This window comes from Pseudomonas botevensis, from assembly GCF_019145475.1.
Taxonomy (GTDB): domain Bacteria; phylum Pseudomonadota; class Gammaproteobacteria; order Pseudomonadales; family Pseudomonadaceae; genus Aquipseudomonas; species Aquipseudomonas botevensis.
This window is the reverse complement of record NZ_JAHTKI010000015.1, coordinates 1-15,275: the sequence shown is the minus strand read 5'-3', so window position 1 is coordinate 15,275 and position 15,275 is coordinate 1. Positions and strand designations below refer to the sequence as shown.

At 63.9% G+C, this 15,275-nt stretch carries 15 protein-coding genes and 1 pseudogene; 5 read left to right on the top strand and 11 right to left on the bottom strand.

Translation table 11 applies throughout. The features are described from left to right. Positions 1-69: 69 nt before the first annotated feature. From KVQ74_RS18825 to cbiE, 11 genes are all read right to left on the bottom strand, one after another. The gene (locus KVQ74_RS18825; RefSeq protein ID WP_217832670.1) at positions 70-2,196 is read right to left on the bottom strand and encodes a TonB-dependent receptor; all 2,127 of its coding nucleotides are present in this window, start codon (positions 2,194-2,196) and stop codon (positions 70-72) included. Between the two features lie 151 nt (positions 2,197-2,347). After that, positions 2,348-3,727: a PepSY-associated TM helix domain-containing protein gene (locus tag KVQ74_RS18820; protein ID WP_217832669.1), complete on the bottom strand. Its 1,380-nt coding sequence runs from the start codon at positions 3,725-3,727 to the stop codon at positions 2,348-2,350. An 86-nt stretch (positions 3,728-3,813) separates the two neighbouring features. Then, the gene (locus KVQ74_RS18815; RefSeq protein ID WP_217832668.1) at positions 3,814-5,931 is read right to left on the bottom strand and encodes a TonB-dependent copper receptor; all 2,118 of its coding nucleotides are present in this window, start codon (positions 5,929-5,931) and stop codon (positions 3,814-3,816) included. Positions 5,932-6,015: 84 nt separating this feature from the next. Next, positions 6,016-6,462 carry a DUF2946 domain-containing protein gene (locus KVQ74_RS18810; protein WP_217832667.1) on the bottom strand — a complete coding sequence of 149 codons (447 nt, stop codon included), beginning with the start codon at positions 6,460-6,462 and terminating at the stop codon, positions 6,016-6,018. Positions 6,463-6,483: 21 nt separating this feature from the next. Further along, complete coding sequence (locus KVQ74_RS18805; protein WP_217832666.1) at positions 6,484-6,963, bottom strand: copper chaperone PCu(A)C; 480 nt, start codon at positions 6,961-6,963, stop codon at positions 6,484-6,486. A 48-nt stretch (positions 6,964-7,011) separates the two neighbouring features. Continuing rightward, positions 7,012-7,413 (bottom strand): DUF2946 domain-containing protein, encoded by a 402-nt coding sequence (locus KVQ74_RS18800; protein WP_217832665.1) that lies wholly within the window; start codon positions 7,411-7,413, stop codon positions 7,012-7,014. Between the two features lie 97 nt (positions 7,414-7,510). Further along, positions 7,511-7,801: an addiction module antidote protein gene (locus KVQ74_RS18795; protein WP_085609233.1), complete on the bottom strand. Its 291-nt coding sequence runs from the start codon at positions 7,799-7,801 to the stop codon at positions 7,511-7,513. Between the two features lie 3 nt (positions 7,802-7,804). After that, positions 7,805-8,107, bottom strand: coding sequence for a type II toxin-antitoxin system RelE/ParE family toxin (locus KVQ74_RS18790; RefSeq protein WP_102620223.1), 303 nt, complete (start codon positions 8,105-8,107; stop codon positions 7,805-7,807). Between the two features lie 191 nt (positions 8,108-8,298). Then, on the bottom strand, positions 8,299-9,027 hold the full coding sequence (locus KVQ74_RS18785; RefSeq protein WP_217832664.1) for a cobalt-precorrin-6A reductase: 729 nt from the start codon (positions 9,025-9,027) through the stop codon (positions 8,299-8,301). Next, on the bottom strand, positions 9,024-10,121 hold the full coding sequence (locus KVQ74_RS18780) for a cobalt-precorrin-5B (C(1))-methyltransferase (RefSeq protein WP_217832663.1): 1,098 nt from the start codon (positions 10,119-10,121) through the stop codon (positions 9,024-9,026). Before KVQ74_RS18780 ends, KVQ74_RS18785 begins: the two co-directional genes overlap by 4 nt. Next, positions 10,114-11,325 (bottom strand): precorrin-6y C5,15-methyltransferase (decarboxylating) subunit CbiE, encoded by a 1,212-nt coding sequence (gene cbiE / locus KVQ74_RS18775; protein ID WP_217832662.1) that lies wholly within the window; start codon positions 11,323-11,325, stop codon positions 10,114-10,116. Before cbiE ends, KVQ74_RS18780 begins: the two co-directional genes overlap by 8 nt. 186 nt (positions 11,326-11,511) lie before the next feature. On the opposite strand from cbiE, the gene KVQ74_RS18770 reads away from it, so the two are divergent. The 5 genes and pseudogenes from KVQ74_RS18770 to KVQ74_RS18750 all read left to right on the top strand — a co-directional run. Further along, positions 11,512-12,162 (top strand): hypothetical protein, encoded by a 651-nt coding sequence (locus KVQ74_RS18770; RefSeq protein ID WP_225930090.1) that lies wholly within the window; start codon positions 11,512-11,514, stop codon positions 12,160-12,162. A 146-nt stretch (positions 12,163-12,308) separates the two neighbouring features. Then, entirely contained in the window at positions 12,309-13,607 is a 1,299-nt protein-coding gene (cobG, locus tag KVQ74_RS18765) for a precorrin-3B synthase (protein WP_225930089.1), read from the top strand. Further along, positions 13,600-14,226, top strand: coding sequence for a precorrin-8X methylmutase (locus tag KVQ74_RS18760; protein ID WP_217832659.1), 627 nt, complete (start codon positions 13,600-13,602; stop codon positions 14,224-14,226). Before cobG ends, KVQ74_RS18760 begins: the two co-directional genes overlap by 8 nt. Then, a complete protein-coding gene (locus KVQ74_RS18755) occupies positions 14,226-14,957 on the top strand; it encodes a precorrin-2 C(20)-methyltransferase (RefSeq protein ID WP_217832759.1) in 732 nt (243 codons plus the stop codon). Before KVQ74_RS18760 ends, KVQ74_RS18755 begins: the two co-directional genes overlap by 1 nt. After that, positions 14,957-15,275 (top strand): annotated as a pseudogene (locus tag KVQ74_RS18750) (precorrin-3B C(17)-methyltransferase); the annotation flags it as partial. The gene KVQ74_RS18755 and the pseudogene KVQ74_RS18750, both read left to right, overlap by 1 nt.

Genomic DNA, 15,275 nt, shown 5'->3' with positions numbered 1-15,275 from the left:
CGCCCCTCATCGGAACTCCGCCCGCCCAGCCCTCACCCCCCGAGGGGGTGAGGGCGAGGCGTCCATGGATCAAAAGGTGTAGTCGGCCGTGACGAAAAACGAGCGCGGCTCGCCAAGAATCCACTGCTGTCCCTCGTTGTACTGGCTCTGCGCATACTGGCGGTCAAACAGGTTGTTCACCTGCAACCCCAGCGTCGTGTTGCGCAGGGCTTTCCATGACAGCGTCGCATCGACCACGGTGTAGCTCGGCAGTTCGTTGCGGTTGGCCATGTCGGCATAACGCGCGTCGACATAACGCACCCCGGCACCCGCCTTCAAGTCATCGCTCAGCGCCTTGCTCAGCCACAGGTTGGCGGTCCGACGCGGCACGTCCACCGGACGATTGCCGTTGCGCGACACCGGCACGCCGCCCACCACTTCTTCGAAGTCGTCGTATTTGGCCTTGACGATCGCGGCGTTGGCTTGCAGTTGCCAGGCCTGTGGCAGTTGCAGATCGAGGCTGGCTTCCAGTCCGTTGGACGATTGCTGGCCGACCTGCTGCTTGAGTGTCGGGTTGCCCGGATCGTCGGTCAGCAGCTTCTTTTTCACGATGCGATACGCCGCCAGGGTGAATTCTCCGCGCTGATCCCAGAACAGCTGCTTCATGCCGATCTCGGTTTGCCGGGCGGTGGACAAGTCGTATTGCTGCTGGCCCGGACTGAGGGAAATCAACCCGCCGATGCCGTCGGTGCTGGTCGCGATCTGGCCGTAGAACGAGGTCTGCGGGGTCAGCGCAAACACCAGCCCGGTCTTCCAGTTGTTGCCGGTCAGGGTCTTGTCGCTCTGGCTGCCATCCACCAGATTGTTGCGATCGACATGCACGTAGTCGCGGCGCACACCGGTCACCAGCGACCAGCGCTCGCTCAGTTGTGTACGGTTTTCGGCGAACGCCGACATCTGTTTGGTGGTGCTGTCGAACTGGTCGCGATACGGATTGGCGCTCTCGAAATAACCCGGTTGCGGGTGATACAGATCCACCGGCTGACCGTTTGGCAACAGGTCGTTGAACGGTGAATTGCTGTTGAGCTGGAAGCGGATGCGGTTGTAGTCGATGCCGGTCACGGTCTGGCTGTCGAGGCCGAACAGCGAATGCCTGAAGGTGAACGTCTGGCGGTCGCCGACTTGTTCCTGCCGGTGGCCGATGCCGAAGTAACCGCTGCGGCTGAGTTGCTGGCTGGCGCTGTCGAAGTTGTAGTTCTCGGCGTTCTGCCAGCGGCGCTGGGCCTTGAGGTAATACAGCTCATTGCTGGCGCTGACCGCGTCGTTGATCTGCCAGTCGCTGGTCAGGCGTGTCCATTGATCGTTGTAGTGCTGCTTGTCGTCGCGCACGTTGTAGTTCTTGTTGCGCAGGCTGTCCTTCAATTGCCCGTTGATCAGCGGCGTGCCGAAGTAGTTTTGCGGGCGCTGGTCGCCGTAGTCGTGGGCCAGGGTGAAGCTCAGATCGTCGCTGGCCTGCCAGTGTAGGGCGGCACTGATGAAGTCGCTGGAAGAGTCGCCGCGATCGACCCAGCCGTTGCTGCGCAGGCGATTGAGGTTCAGGCGATAGCTCAGGGTGTCGCTCAGCGAGCCGCCGCTGTCGAACGCCTGTTGCTGGCTGTCGAACGAGCCGTAACCGACGCGCAGGTGGTTTTCGATTTCGCCTTCGAACGGTTTCTTCGGGATCACGTTGACCACCGCGCCGGTCGCGCCTTCGCCGTACAGCACCGAGGCCGGGCCGCGCAGGACGTCAACGCGCTCCACCGACCAGGTATCGACCGGGAACGTCACGGTGCCCATGCCGGTATACATACGATTGCCGTCATACAACTGCATCACCGAACTCTGCCCGGTGAAACCGCGCGCCTGCAGCGACGTGCCGCCGTCGCCCGGCGTACCGGTGCGGCTGATGCCGGTGCTGCGTGACACCGCGTCCTGCACGCTGCGGTCGCCACGGGCGCGGACCTGCTCGCCGCTCAGGCTTTCGACACTGGCCGGGGTTTCCATGGCCGTGAGGTTCAGGCGCGAGCCGGCGCTGGTCGGCGTGGTCAGGCTGACGGTTTCATCGTCAATGGCCGGCGCGGTGATGGTGCCGGTGGGCAGTGTCAGCGGGGCGTTGTCGGCGTGGGCGCTATTGTTCAGCGCGAACAGGCAGAGACTGGACAAGAGGTACTTGTTCATCGGAGACGGTAAATCGCTTCTGCAAAAGAAAACCCGCCGTTTTCGACGGCGGGCAGGGCGGTCAATTAGTGTTATATAGTAACACTAAAAATGACCGGGGTTTAAGCCCCGGCAGTTTAAAGAGCTGTCTAAATCACGCATCTCGCCTGTTTCATGATGAAGATGAGGCGGATTCAGTTTGGCCGGCCAGGCGCGCGAGCAGCAGCCGATCCAGCAGCCAGACCACCACCAGCGACGCCCCCACCAGCGGAAACACCACCGCCAGAGCGAGCATGATCGCCACCCCGGTTTTCCACTTCGGCAAGTCATGACGCAGTGGCGGCACGCCGAATTTGCCCTGTGGCCGGCGCTTCCACCAGATCACCACGCCACTGACGGCGCTGAGCAGAATCATCAGGCAGATCAGCAACACAACGATTTGGTTGAAGGTTCCGAACATCTTGCCTTCGTGGAGCATCACGCCGATTTCCGTGGCGCGGGCGACGGCGCCGTATTGCTCGAAACGCACATCGGCCAAGACCTTGCCGGTGTACTGGTCGACATGCAGGGTGGCGTCGTTGCGCGGATCGTCGGCGAATACCGCGATGGTGAACACGCCGGTGGCGGTGGTCGGCAGGGTAATGCTGTAGCCCGGCTCGACCTGGCGCTGAATCGCGATGTTCTGCACGTCCTGCAGGCTGATGGTCGGTGCGGCGGGGCCGTGGTCCATGCCGCCGTGGGCCATGTGTTCGGCGTGGTCGCCGGACATCGGCATCGGCGTGTTTTCCATGGCCCACGGCACGGTCTGGCGCGTGGCGCTGTTGAGGCTGCGGGCCTCGACGTCGGAGGTCGGCACGTTGTCCCACATGGCCGCCGGGAACACGTTCCACACCTGGGCGTATTGCTTGCCCCAGAACCCGGTCCAGGTCATACCGCTGAGCAACATCACCAACAGCAACGCGGCGCCCCAGAACCCGGTGACCGCGTGCAGGTCACGCCACAGCACGCGACCGCGGCGATTCAGGCGCGGCCAGAGAATTCCCGCCGCCTGGCCCCGTGGCCACCACAGGAAAACCCCTGACACCACCAGCACCACGCCCCAACCGGCGGCCATTTCGATCAGCCGGTCACCGACGGTGCCGATCATCAACTCGCCATGGATTGCCCGGGCAAGGGCTTGCAGGTTCTGTTTGGCATCCTGCTCGCCGAGGATGTCGCCGTGGTAGGGGTCGACGAACACGTTCAGTTCGTGGCCGGCATTCTTCACCACGAATTGCGCGCTGCGTTCGGCGTTCACCGGCGGCAGGTACTGGCTGACCTGACCCTGTGGATAAGCGCTTTTCACCCGCTGCAGGAGGTCGTCGGCCGGCACCGTGTGATGCCCGGCGGGGACGTTGAGCAGGCTGCTGTACATCAGCGAATCGAGCTGCGGCTTGAACAGATAAATGATGCCGGTCAGGGCCAGCATCACCATGAACGGCGCGACGAATAATCCGGCATAAAAATGCCAACGCCAGGCCAGGTTGTAGAAATTCGGTTTGGGCTGTTTCATCACGTGTGCTCCGCTTGGCTTGGATCTTTTAGTTGTTTGTCGAACACCGCCCCTCCCACTGGGGAGGGGTGGTGCCCTTACTGTCCCTAGAAGCTCATATCCACTTTTGTCCAGAGCGTGCGCCCTGGCTCATTGATGGCTTGCGGGTCGTTGGCCGGGTAGCCGAATCCGGCGTTGCCCGCCAGGTTCAGGTGTTCGGCATAAGCCTTGCCGAACAGGTTGTCGACGCCGGTACTGACCTTCCAGTGCTGGTTGATCCGGTAGGCACCGTTGAGTGAGAACACGCCGAAGCCCGAACTCTTGTCGTAGTCCTTGCCGACCACGTTGCCTTTGTTCTGGTCGATACGGTTTTGCGCGGCAACCACCCTCCACAGGGCGCCGGCGCTCCAGTTGTCTTCGCTGTAGGTCAGGCCGAAACGTGCGTCCAGCGGCGGCATCTGCGGCAGAGCCTTGCCGTCGCTGCTGTTCTTGCCCCAGGCGTAGGCCAGGGTCGCATCGGCTTTCCAGTGGTCGGTGAGTCTGTAGGCGGCACCGAGTTCACCGCCCATGATCCGCGCGTCGATGTTCTCGGCGCGAGAAGTGGTGCCCATCATTCCCGGGGTGTAGTCGAACAGGATGTAGTCACGTACCTGGCCGATGTAGCCCGAGGCCCAGGCTTCGAGAGCGGCGCTCTTGTAGTTCACGCCGAAGTCGAGCTGAGTGGTTTTTTCCGGCTTGATCGAGTCGAACGCATTGACCGAACCGACCGGGCCGCTGTTGGCGGAAAACAGTTCCCAGTAGTCCGGGAAGCGCTGCGCGTGGCCGAGGCCGGCATAGAGGGTGGTCGGGCTGTCGGCCAGGTCATGCTCGTAACGCACGAAGCCGCTGGGCAGGGTATCGGCGCGGGTGTCGTCGACGGTCGGATTGGGCCGCGACATCATTCCCGAGCCGATGCGCTGGCGGTAATCCCTGGCCGAAGCGCGGTCGACCCGGGCGCCGGTGATCAAGCGGTCGCGGTCGGCGGCGTACCAGGTCAGTTCGCTGAACACCCCGTAGTTATGGAAGTCCGCGTCCTTGGTGTAGGGCAGATCCTTGTAGGTATCGATGCCCATGGCGCTGCGCTGACGGTGCTCGTTGGTCTGCGCGTCGAGGCCGGTGATCAACTGGATATCGGCCCAGCGCCAGGTGGCTTTGACTCGCGCGCCGAGGGTGCGGCGGTCGACGTTGGACGCCATGGGGCCGGCCATCATCCCGGTGCCGGACGGCGTGCGCAGGGTGTAGTTGTCCATCACATGGTCGGCGTAGTTGTAGTAGACCTGCGCTTCGAGCTTCTCCAGCACATCGCTGAGGTTGGATTTTTCGAAGCGCAGGCCGAGGCTTTCGCGCAGGAACTGCGAACCGTCCATGCCGCGTCCGGCGTAGCGGGCTTCGCCGTCGCCCTTGCCGGCGGTCAACTCGATCAGGGTGTCGGCATCCGGTGTCCAGCCGACCGCGATATCGCCGTTCCACTTGTCGTAGCGCGAGGCAACGATGTCGTTGTTGCCGTCGCGGTAGTCGTCGGAATGCGCGGTGTTGCCGATCACCCGCACGTAGCCCAGCGAGCCGCCGGCAGCGGCATCGACCACTTTGTCGAAGCGCCCGTGGGAGCCGGCCAGCACGCTGGCGTTCACCCGTGTACCGAGTTCGCCGAAGTTTTCCGGCTCGCGGTCGAACAGGATGGTGCCTGCCGATGCGCCTGGTCCGTAGAGCACGGTTTGCGGACCTTTGATCACCGTCAGTTGGTCGTAGGTTTCCGGCGAGATGTAGGAGGTCGGCGCGTCCATCCGGCCGGGGCAGGCACCGAGCATCATGCTGCCGTTGGTGAGGATGTTCAGCCGTGAACCGAACATGCCGCGCAGCACCGGATCGCCGTTGGTGCCGCCGTTGCGCACCAGGGCGAAGCCGGGAATGGTCTTCAGATAATCGCCGCCATCGCTGGCCGGCACCGGTTGGCGCGGTTCCTTGGGATTGGTGACGACGGTCAGCGGCGAGCTCGGGGCGATGGCGGTGATCACCGTCGGGCTCAGCTCTTCGGCGTGGCCGGCGTGATCGTCGGCGTGGACCAGTGGCGACAGCAGTACGCCGCAAAGGACGGCGGTAGCGTGCTTGCAACGAACGCGGGTTTCGTTCAGGGCAAAGGGCGCCTGGGCAGGGCTCAAGCGTGGGACAGCGGTAAACCTGGACATGACAATTTCCATCAAACGGTCGTAAACCACACGGCCGGCAGCCTGAAGCTGTCTTCTCAACCGTGTGCCATCAAGTGTTGGTCGTTACGCGTTGACGGGGGGCGCGCGGGTGCGGGCGCCGGGGAAGAAAGTTTGCCGGGCATGGCCCAGGCGCGGGGACGGAGTGGTGAAGGTGTTGACCGGCGGGATACTGAACGCGGCGAAAGTGCCACCACCGGTCAGTGCCGGGCAGTTGAACAGCAGGCTGCAATAACCGCATTTTTCCCACATCGCGTGATGCGAGGACGTCGGCGGACAGTGTTCGGCGCTCGGTTGTGCGGCGTGCTCGCCGTGGTCCATGCCCGGCATGTCCATCGACATCTCCATGCTCATCGGCATGGACATCGAGGCGTGTTGATCCATCGGCATCGACTGAGAAATCAGTGGGCCGATGAAGATCATCAACATGGCGAACAGGGCGATCCAGCTGCCGCGAGTCAGGTGTTCAGTCTGACGACGCTGTCTGGAAGTCCTGGCGCTGAGCGGGCGCATGGCCGCAGGCTGCCGCAGCGATTACTGGGCGTGTGCGTGGGCCTGCGTGGCTTCTGGCGGCTTCTTCTGCACGGCGACTTCGACAGTCACGTCACCGGCCTTCTCGAAGTGCATCGTCAGCGGGAAGCGCTTGCCGTCGCTGAGCAGGCTGCGATCGGTCGGGTTGAGCAGCATCACGTGATAGGCCATCGGCGCGAAGGTCACGTTCTCGCCCGCCGGGATCGCCACGCTCGGCACCTGCTGCATTTTCATCAGGTCGCCCTGCATCACATGCTCATGCAATTCAGCCTTGGGGGCGATGGGGGAATCGACGCTGAGCAGACGGTCGGCGGTCTTGCCGGCATTGTGAATCACGAAATACGCCGCGACAGTCGGGGCGTTGGGCGGCAGCTCCTGGGACCACGGGTGGGCGATTTCCAGCTCGCCGGCCTTGTATTCGTGGGCATGGGCGAAGCACGCAGGCAACAGCAACGCGGCCAGGACGATGAGTTTGTTCAACATGGCAGTTCTCCAGAACGATTTGAAACGCAGGTCAAATGCGGGAACAAATCAAACCAGAGGGGAAGCGCGGGGATTGAGGCTCGGCCATTGCTGGCGCGGGGTCGGGGTTTGCAGCAAGGCGGGCGCCACGCTGCGATTGCTTTCGTATTGGGCGAAATACAGCTGCGGCGCATGCCCCGGCAATGCCACCACCGGCGCCGACCCGGAACAGCACCAGCAATGCTGCATGGTCGAATGATTGTCACCGCCTTGCGGGGCTTTCTGATCGAGGCTGCCGATGTCGATCGCCACCATCTTCGTCCCGCTGCCGGTGCAGAAACTGCTCCACAGCAACTGCTCTGTCGGCGACTGCGCCGCTTGCGCCATCGCGCCCGTCAACGGCATGGCGAGCATGTTGAACAGCACTGCAAAGCAGGCGATCCAGGCAATGGCAAGCCGGTGTCGGTTCATGGGACAGATCCGTCGGGTGGGCGATCAGGCGCGGCTATTTAGCCTGATCAGGGCCGATAAGTAAAAAAGCGTCGTGCGGTTTGGTGTCGCAGAGGATTCAGCCTGCTACGGCATGCAACCGCAAACCCAGCGCCTTCATGACTTTCATGATAGTCGCGAATTCCGGATTGCCAGTGCTGCTCAGCGCTTTATAAAGGCTTTCGCGGCCCAGACCTGCATCTCGTGCAACCTGGGTCATGCCTTGGGCGCGGGCAATGTCATTAAGCGCTGCACGGATGAGAACGCCATCGCCAGCATCTTCGTCAAAACAGGCGTCCAGGTAAGCCGCCATTTCCTCCGGCGTTTTAAGAAACTCTGCAGCGTCGAAGCGGGTGAATTTTTCGGTCATGACTTACTCCTCATTACCGATGCTTTGCGCCATCCGGATGGCGCGTTTGATATCTCGTTTTTGTGTCGACTTGTCGCCCCCCAGCAGTAGCAGATAAATCACGTCACCTTTACGTGTGAAGTACATCCTGTAGCCGGGACCGTAGTGAACACGCATTTCATAAACGGCACTGCCAACGAATTCGCAATCACCCATGTTTCCATGCTCTGCACCTCGAATTCTGGCGATGATGCGAGCTTTGCCATTGGTGTCTTTCATCGAGTCGAGCCAATCGGCAAATGCAGGGGATCGTTCAAATTCGATCATGTCGAAATCGTATTCCTTGGGATACAGACTGACAAGCCGCATTTTTCTTGAGGGCAGCAGTGCGCTTCAAGAATTTGCTCGCTGCAAATCTGTGTGGATTAAAGGAACCGAAATCTTGGCGTGAGGTGGCAGGGGCGAACAGTCAGCTGCTTCCTGAAAGTCTGCCGGTCAAATCAAGGATTATCTAGAAATCAGGAATTATCTGACGTAGAGAGGGCTTCCAGGATTTCAGACGTACTCATGAACTCCCGATCAACCCCCGCCAACACCGGTCGCTTCAACACCATCACCGGCACCCCAAGCTCCCGTGCCACTTCCAGCTTCGGCTCGGTCGCGGTGCTGCCGCTGTTCTTGCTGATCAGAACGTCGATCTGCCGTCGTTCGAACAGCGCCCGTTCATCCTTCAGCAGAAAAGGTCCACGGGCGCCGATGACTTCGCAGCGTTCGTTGCCGGGGGAGACGTCGAGGGCGCGCAGGGTCCAGAACTGGTGCGCAGGGATTTCGTGCAGGTGTTGCAGCGGTTCGCGGCCAAGGGTGAACAGGGGGCGGCGGAAGGGTTCCAGGGCGGTGATCAGTTCGGCCCAATCGGCGACTTCGCGCCAGTCATCGCCCGGCTGCGGTTGCCACGCGGGGCGGCGCAGGGCCCAGCAGGGGATGCCGGTGAGTTGCGCGGCGGTGGCGGCGTTGTGGCTGATCTGTGCGGCGTAGGGGTGAGTCGCGTCGAGCAAAAGTGTGATGCCTTCGTCGCGAATGAACTGCGCCAGACCTTCCGCACCACCGTAGCCGCCGACGCGCACCTGGCACGTCAGATCGGTCGGCACCCGTCCCACCCCGGCCAGGCTGTAAATGTGTTCCGGCCCCAAAGTGCGCGCGATGGCCAGTGCTTCAGTCACACCGCCCAGCAGCAGAATTCGCTTCATGCAAAAGCTCCCGCATGGCCGACGATGGCGCCCTGACGATCAATCGCAAACACTTCGACCTGCACTTGCGCAGGCACCACGCTGCGGGCGAATTCCAGTGCATGGCGGCAAACCTCATCGCCCAGGGCAATCCCTGCCGCGCTGGCCATCGCCAACGCCTGCTGACTGGTGTTGGCCTCGCGAATGGCCTGCTGCAACACCTCGTCGGCGCCGATCGCAGCGGCCCATTCGGCCAGTTGCGGCAGGTCGATGCTCGAATGCCGCGAGTGCAGGTCCATGTGCCCGGCCGCCAGTTTGCTGATCTTGCCGAAACCGCCGCACAGGCTGAGTTTATCCACAGGCACTTTGCGCAGATGCTTGAGCACCGCGCCGACGAAGTCGCCCATTTCGATCAGGGCGATTTCCGGCAGGTCGTAGACCCGGCGCATGGTGTCTTCGCTGGCGTTGCCGGTGCAGGCGGCGATGTGCAGGTAGCCGTTGGTCTTCGCCACGTCGATGCCCTGATGGATCGAGGCGATGTACGCCGCGCAGGAAAACGGCCGGACGATGCCGCTGGTGCCGAGGATCGACAAGCCGCCGAGAATCCCCAGGCGCGGGTTCATGGTTTTTAGCGCCAAGGCTTCGCCGCCCTCGACGTTCACCGTGACCTCGAAGCCGCCGCGATAACCGGTTTCTTCGGCGAGCAGGCTCAGGTGATCGCTGATCATTTTGCGCGGTACCGGGTTGATCGCCGGCTCGCCCACGCTCAGCACCAGGCCCGGTCGGGTCACCGTGCCCACGCCCCGGCCGGCGTAAAAGCGAATGCCCGGCTCGGCCTGCAAGCGCACTCGCGAAAACAACAGGGCGCCGTGGGTCACGTCCGGGTCGTCGCCGGCATCCTTGATTGTCCCGGCTTCGGCACCATCGTCGCTCAGCCGGCAGAACTCCAGGCGCATCTGCACCTGCTTGCCTTTTGGCAGTGTGATCTGCACCGCGTCGGCCGAGACGCCGCCGAGCAGCAGGCGCGCGGCGGCGAGGCTGGTGGCGGTGGCGCAACTGCCGGTGGTCAGGCCGCTGCGCAGGGGAGCGGGTTGTTCGGCGGTTTCGTCACGCATCGCGGGGTTTGACCAGATCCAGCAGGGTGATCGGCAGCGCCTGGCGCCAGGTGTCGAACTCGCCCAGCGGTTGGGCCTGAGCGACATGGATGCGGGTCAGTTCGCCGCCGTGGCGTTCGCGAAAGTGCATCAGGGTGGTTTCGCTTTGCAGGGTCACCGCGTTGGCGACCAGTCGGCCACCGGGCTTGAGCTGCGCCCAGCAGGTGTCGAGTACACCTTCGCGGGTCACGCCGCCGCCAATGAAAATCGCGTCCGGACGCTCCAGTCCGGCCAGCGCCTGCGGTGCGCTGCCGCGAATCAGTTGCAGGCCCGGTACGCCCAGCGCATCGCGGTTGTGTTCGATCAGTTGCTGGCGGCCGTCATCGGCCTCGATGGCCAAGGCGCGGCAACTCGGGTGCGCGCGCATCCATTCGATGCCGATCGAACCGCTGCCGGCGCCGACGTCCCACAGCAGTTCGCCGGGTGTCGGGGCGAGGCGGGCGAGGGTGATTGCGCGCACGTCGCGTTTGGTCAGTTGGCCGTCGTGGCGGAACGCCGAGTCCGGCAGGCCGGCGAGGCGTGACAGGCGCGGCGTGTTGCTGTCGGCCAGGCACTCGATGGCGATCACGTTGAGATCCGCGCAAGGCGCGTCGCGCCAGTCGTCGGCGGTGCCGTCGATGCGGCGCTCGGCGCTGCCACCCAGGTGTTCCAGCACGCTGATCCGGCTCGCACCGAAGCCGCGCTCGCGCAACAACCCGGCGACCGCCGCCGGACTCTCGCCATCGTTGCTCAGCAACAACAGCCGGACGCCGCTGAACAACTGGGCATTGAGGGCGGCCAACGGGCGGGCGACCAGCGACACCGTCACCACATCCTGCAACGGCCAGCCGAGGCGGGCGGCGGCCAGGGAACAGGACGACGGCGCGGGCAGGATCAGCATCTCGGCAGTTGGCACCTGGCGCGCAAGGCTGGCGCCGACGCCGTAGAACATCGGATCGCCGCTGGCCAGCACGCACACCGCTTCGCCGCGCCGCTCCAGCACCGGCGCCAGGGAAAACGGACTCGGCCACAACTGGCGCTCACCTCGGATGCACACCGGCAGCAGCTCCAGTTGACGCTGACCACCGATGATCCGCGACGCGCCCATCAGGGCACGCCGGGCGTGCTTGCCCAGGCCCTTGAAGCCGTCTTCACCGATTCCCACCACCGTCAGCCAGGGCGTCATGCTGTTCCTCAATCATCTGTTAGCGGGCAAAGGCGGCATGATAGCGCGCCGACTGCTGCGCCGCGCTGCTCGGTTGTCGGTCGGGGAAACTTCCTGTGGTTGAAAGCCGGTTGTCGGGTTCGAGGTTTTTGCTAGGGTGCGGATGAACTTGAACCAGTGCCAGGATTGGCAGGAAGACATATGGATATGAATGCAAGAACAGCCGTGCTCAGCCATCGGGCGACCCTGGTGGGCGATATTTTGCTCACCGGCCTGCAAGGGCAGCCGAGGGACGATTACCGCTTCGCGCTGAACTGCACCTATCTGGCGAAGCAGCAGGCGGACAGCACCTACAACAGCGAAACCCAGCCAGGGCGCTGGATCGATTACTACGCCGACGTCCTCTGGTCCCACGGCTGGAACCGCGACCAGCCGCCGGTCGAGTACGTCCAGCCGCAGTTTTCGGGAAGCGTGAAACAGGCGTGGATGAGGGTGGCGACGCACCTGCTCGCACCTGAGCAAGTGGCGGGGGTGGAATCGGGACTGGCGACCCTCGAGCAACGGGTCGAGTTGCTGGAGAAGACCAAGGGCATCAGCGGCAAGGCGTTCGACCTGAAGATTGTGCCGGTCAGCTACAACGCCGCCGGGGATATGGAACTGGTGGTGACCCATGTGCGGTTCATCAAGTCGAGTTTGAATACCCGCTACTTGTTCTGGGACGTTTCGCAAGCGATGAACCAGCTCGATATCCGCGCGCGGCGGGTGCTGATCAGCCGCCGGGTCCTGGAGGCGCGCCGGGCCGGCGTGGAAAAAGCGCTGCAAAACCTGTCGTTCAATTTCGCGGATTACGAGTTGTAGAGCAGTCCGCCGCACGGATTCCGGCAGACCGGGCCACGATCCGACCGACAGGCGTTTTCATGCACTCGGGCAAAGCAGGCATAATGGCGACCTTTCGCCTACCCTGGCGCTGCCTGTCAGCCGGTCATCCCTTGAACGAACGCCCGATGTCCACCGCATTACGTCCCTCGGCCTGTCCGGGGTTGCTGCGTATCGTCCAGGCGCTGGACGGCGGGATCTGCCGGATCAAGCTCGATGGCGGTTCGATCAGCGCCGATCAGGCCGATGCGGTGGCCGAGGCCGCCGAGCGTTTTGCCGGTGGCGCGATCGAGGCGACCAACCGAGCCAACCTGCAGATTCGCGGGATCGGCGAGCAATCGGCGGCGCTGATCGACAGCCTGCTCGCCGCCGGTCTCGGCCCGCGCACCGCCGCCGGTGATGACGTGCGCAATCTGATGCTCAGTCCCGCTGCCGGGATCGACCGGCAGATGCGTTTCGACACCCGTCCGCTGGCCGCCCGCATCCTCGACACCCTGCAAACCCATCCGCGCTTCCATGAGTTGAGCGCCAAGTTCGCCGTGCAACTGGACGGCGGCGAAGCGCTGGCGATGCTCGAACATCATCACGACCTGTGGCTGTCGGCCTTCGAGTGCGACGGCGAAAGCCTGCTGGCATTCGGGTTGGCCGGATGCCCGACGGATCGGCCGGTGGGCGCCGTGACCCTGGAAAACGGCCTCGCCCTGGTGGTTGCGGTGCTGGAAGTGTTTCTCGAACGGGCGCGCCCCGAGCAGACGCGGATGCGCCATTTGCTCGACGAGTTACCGACGCCGGCGTTTGTCGATCTGCTCAGGGCGCGGCTGCCGGTGCGCGCTGTCGGTGCCTGGCAACGGCTGCCGATGGTGAGCGCCTTGCACCTCGGCATTCACCCGCAAAACATCCACGGTTCGAATTATGTCGGCGCCGCGCCACCGCTCGGGCGGCTCGACCCGGACATGCTGCGCGGTGCGGCCCGACTGGCCCGTGAGTTCGGCGACGGCAGCCTGCGTCTCACCCCCTGGCAAAGCCTGTTGCTGCCGAACGTGCAATCGGCCGATGCCGCCGAAGCCCTCCACGGCCTCGCCCGACTGAACCTGCTGAGCGACCCCGACCAACCGCTGTCGCGTCTGATCGCCTGCACCGGCGCCGTGGGTTGCGGCAAAGGCCTGGCCGACACCAAGGGCGATGCGCGGCTTCTGGCGACGCTGCTGCCGCAGGCCATCGATGTGCATCTGTCCGGCTGCCCGCGTTCCTGCGCCGCCGCGCACCGTGCCCCGGTGACGTTGCTGGCAGTCAGCCCCGGTCATTACGACGTCTATTTTCGCGATGCCGCGCAGCCGGGTTTCGGCGCGCTGCACGCTCATAACCTTACTATCGAAGCGGCCGCGACCTTGCTCGTCGCCCGCTCACGGAGCCCCCTTGATGCTTGATTACATCCGCGACGGTCAGGAGATCTATCGCAACTCCTTCGCGATCATTCGCAGCGAGGCCAACCTGGCGCGCATCCCGGCCGACCTGGAAAAACTCGCGGTGCGGGTGATCCACGCCTGCGGCATGGTCGAGTCTGTCGACGGTCTGCAATTTTCCGAGGGGGCCGGCAAGGCCGGGCGCGATGCGCTGGCCGCTGGTGCGCCGATCCTGTGCGATGCGCGCATGGTCTCCGAAGGCGTCACCCGTGCGCGCCTGCCGGCGAACAATCAGGTGATCTGTACCCTGCGTGACGACAGCGTCCCGGAACTGGCCCGTGAGCTGGGCAACACCCGCTCGGCGGTGGCCCTGGAGCTGTGGCGACCGCACCTGGAAGGCAGCGTGGTGGTGATCGGCAACGCGCCGACGGCGTTGTTCTACCTGCTGGAAATGCTCGACGCCGGCGCGCCGAAACCGGCGCTGATTCTCGGCTTCCCGGTAGGCTTCGTCGGCGCGGCCGAATCGAAAGCCGCGCTGGCGGCGGACAGTCGCGGCGTACCGTTTGTGATCATGCAAGGCCGGCTCGGCGGCAGCGCCATGGCCGCCGCCGCCGTCAATGCCCTCGCCACGGAGATCGAATGATGCAGCAACCAGGACGTTTGATTGGCCTGGGCGTCGGCCCCGGTGATCCGGAACTGATTACCGTCAAGGCCCTGCGCCTGTTGCGCGAATCGCCGGTAGTGGCGTACTTCGTCGCCAAGGGCAAGAAGGGCAATGCCTTCGGCATCATCGAAGCGCATCTGCAGGACGCCCAGAATCTGTTGCCGCTGGTATACCCGGTGACCACCGAAGCGCTGCCGGCCCCGCTGTCCTATGAGCAAGTGATCAGCGACTTCTACGACGAGGCCGCTGAAGCGTTGGCGGTGCATCTGGATGCCGGGCGCGATGTCGCGGTGATCTGCGAAGGCGATCCGTTCTTCTACGGCTCCTACATGTACCTGCACGATCGCCTCGCCTCGCGTTATGAAGCCGAAGTGGTGCCAGGGGTGTGCTCGATGCTGGGCGGCGCCTCGGTGCTGGGAGCGCCGCTGGTGTACCGCAATCAGAGCCTGTCGGTGCTGTCCGGCGTGTTGCCTCACGAAGAATTGAAGCGGCGCCTGGCGGATGCCGACGCGGCGGTGATCATGAAACTGGGGCGCAACTTCCCCAAAGTCCGCGCGGTGCTCGAAGAGCTGGGACTGGCCGAGCGCGCGCTGTATGTCGAGCGCGCGACCATGGCCAACCAGAAGATCGTGCCGCTGGATCAGGTCGAGCCGATGTCGTCGCCGTACTTCTCGCTGATTATCGTGCCCGGCGAACGGTGGCAAGGCTGATGACCCATTCCACTCCCGCCGTCGTCATCCTCGGTCAGGGCAGCCTGAATACTGCCCGGCGCATTCAGCAGGTGTATCCGGCCGCGCAGATCCACGGCCTCGCCGGACGGGTCGAGGGCGCCGACCGCATCTACCAGGAATTCGGCACGACCCTGCGTGAGTTGTATCAGCAGGACACACCGATCATTGCCCTGTGCGCGGCCGGTATCGTCATTCGCACTCTGGCGCCGCTGTTGCTGGAGAAGGGCGCCGAGCCGCCGGTGCTGGCCGTCGCCGAAGACGGCAGCGCGGTGGTGCCGCTGCTGGGCGGGTTGGGCG

Excerpts from the sequence above, each read along its gene's own strand:
- KVQ74_RS18815 (WP_217832668.1), bottom strand. The coding sequence starts at position 5,931 with ATGTCCAGGTTTACCGCTGTCCCACGCTTGAGCCCTGCCCAGGCGCCC.
- KVQ74_RS18770 (WP_225930090.1), top strand. The coding sequence starts at position 11,512 with ATGAATGCAAGAACAGCCGTGCTCAGCCATCGGGCGACCCTGGTGGGC.
- KVQ74_RS18780 (WP_217832663.1), bottom strand. The coding sequence starts at position 10,121 with ATGCGTGACGAAACCGCCGAACAACCCGCTCCCCTGCGCAGCGGCCTG.
- KVQ74_RS18820 (WP_217832669.1), bottom strand. The coding sequence starts at position 3,727 with ATGAAACAGCCCAAACCGAATTTCTACAACCTGGCCTGGCGTTGGCAT.
- KVQ74_RS18785 (WP_217832664.1), bottom strand. The coding sequence starts at position 9,027 with ATGAAGCGAATTCTGCTGCTGGGCGGTGTGACTGAAGCACTGGCCATC.
- KVQ74_RS18790 (WP_102620223.1), bottom strand. The coding sequence starts at position 8,107 with ATGATCGAATTTGAACGATCCCCTGCATTTGCCGATTGGCTCGACTCG.
- KVQ74_RS18760 (WP_217832659.1), top strand. The coding sequence starts at position 13,600 with ATGCTTGATTACATCCGCGACGGTCAGGAGATCTATCGCAACTCCTTC.
- KVQ74_RS18810 (WP_217832667.1), bottom strand. The coding sequence starts at position 6,462 with ATGCGCCCGCTCAGCGCCAGGACTTCCAGACAGCGTCGTCAGACTGAA.
- KVQ74_RS18755 (WP_217832759.1), top strand. The coding sequence starts at position 14,226 with ATGCAGCAACCAGGACGTTTGATTGGCCTGGGCGTCGGCCCCGGTGAT.
- KVQ74_RS18795 (WP_085609233.1), bottom strand. The coding sequence starts at position 7,801 with ATGACCGAAAAATTCACCCGCTTCGACGCTGCAGAGTTTCTTAAAACG.
- cbiE (WP_217832662.1), bottom strand. The coding sequence starts at position 11,325 with ATGACGCCCTGGCTGACGGTGGTGGGAATCGGTGAAGACGGCTTCAAG.
- KVQ74_RS18805 (WP_217832666.1), bottom strand. The coding sequence starts at position 6,963 with ATGTTGAACAAACTCATCGTCCTGGCCGCGTTGCTGTTGCCTGCGTGC.
- KVQ74_RS18800 (WP_217832665.1), bottom strand. The coding sequence starts at position 7,413 with ATGAACCGACACCGGCTTGCCATTGCCTGGATCGCCTGCTTTGCAGTG.
- cobG (WP_225930089.1), top strand. The coding sequence starts at position 12,309 with ATGTCCACCGCATTACGTCCCTCGGCCTGTCCGGGGTTGCTGCGTATC.
- KVQ74_RS18825 (WP_217832670.1), bottom strand. The coding sequence starts at position 2,196 with ATGAACAAGTACCTCTTGTCCAGTCTCTGCCTGTTCGCGCTGAACAAT.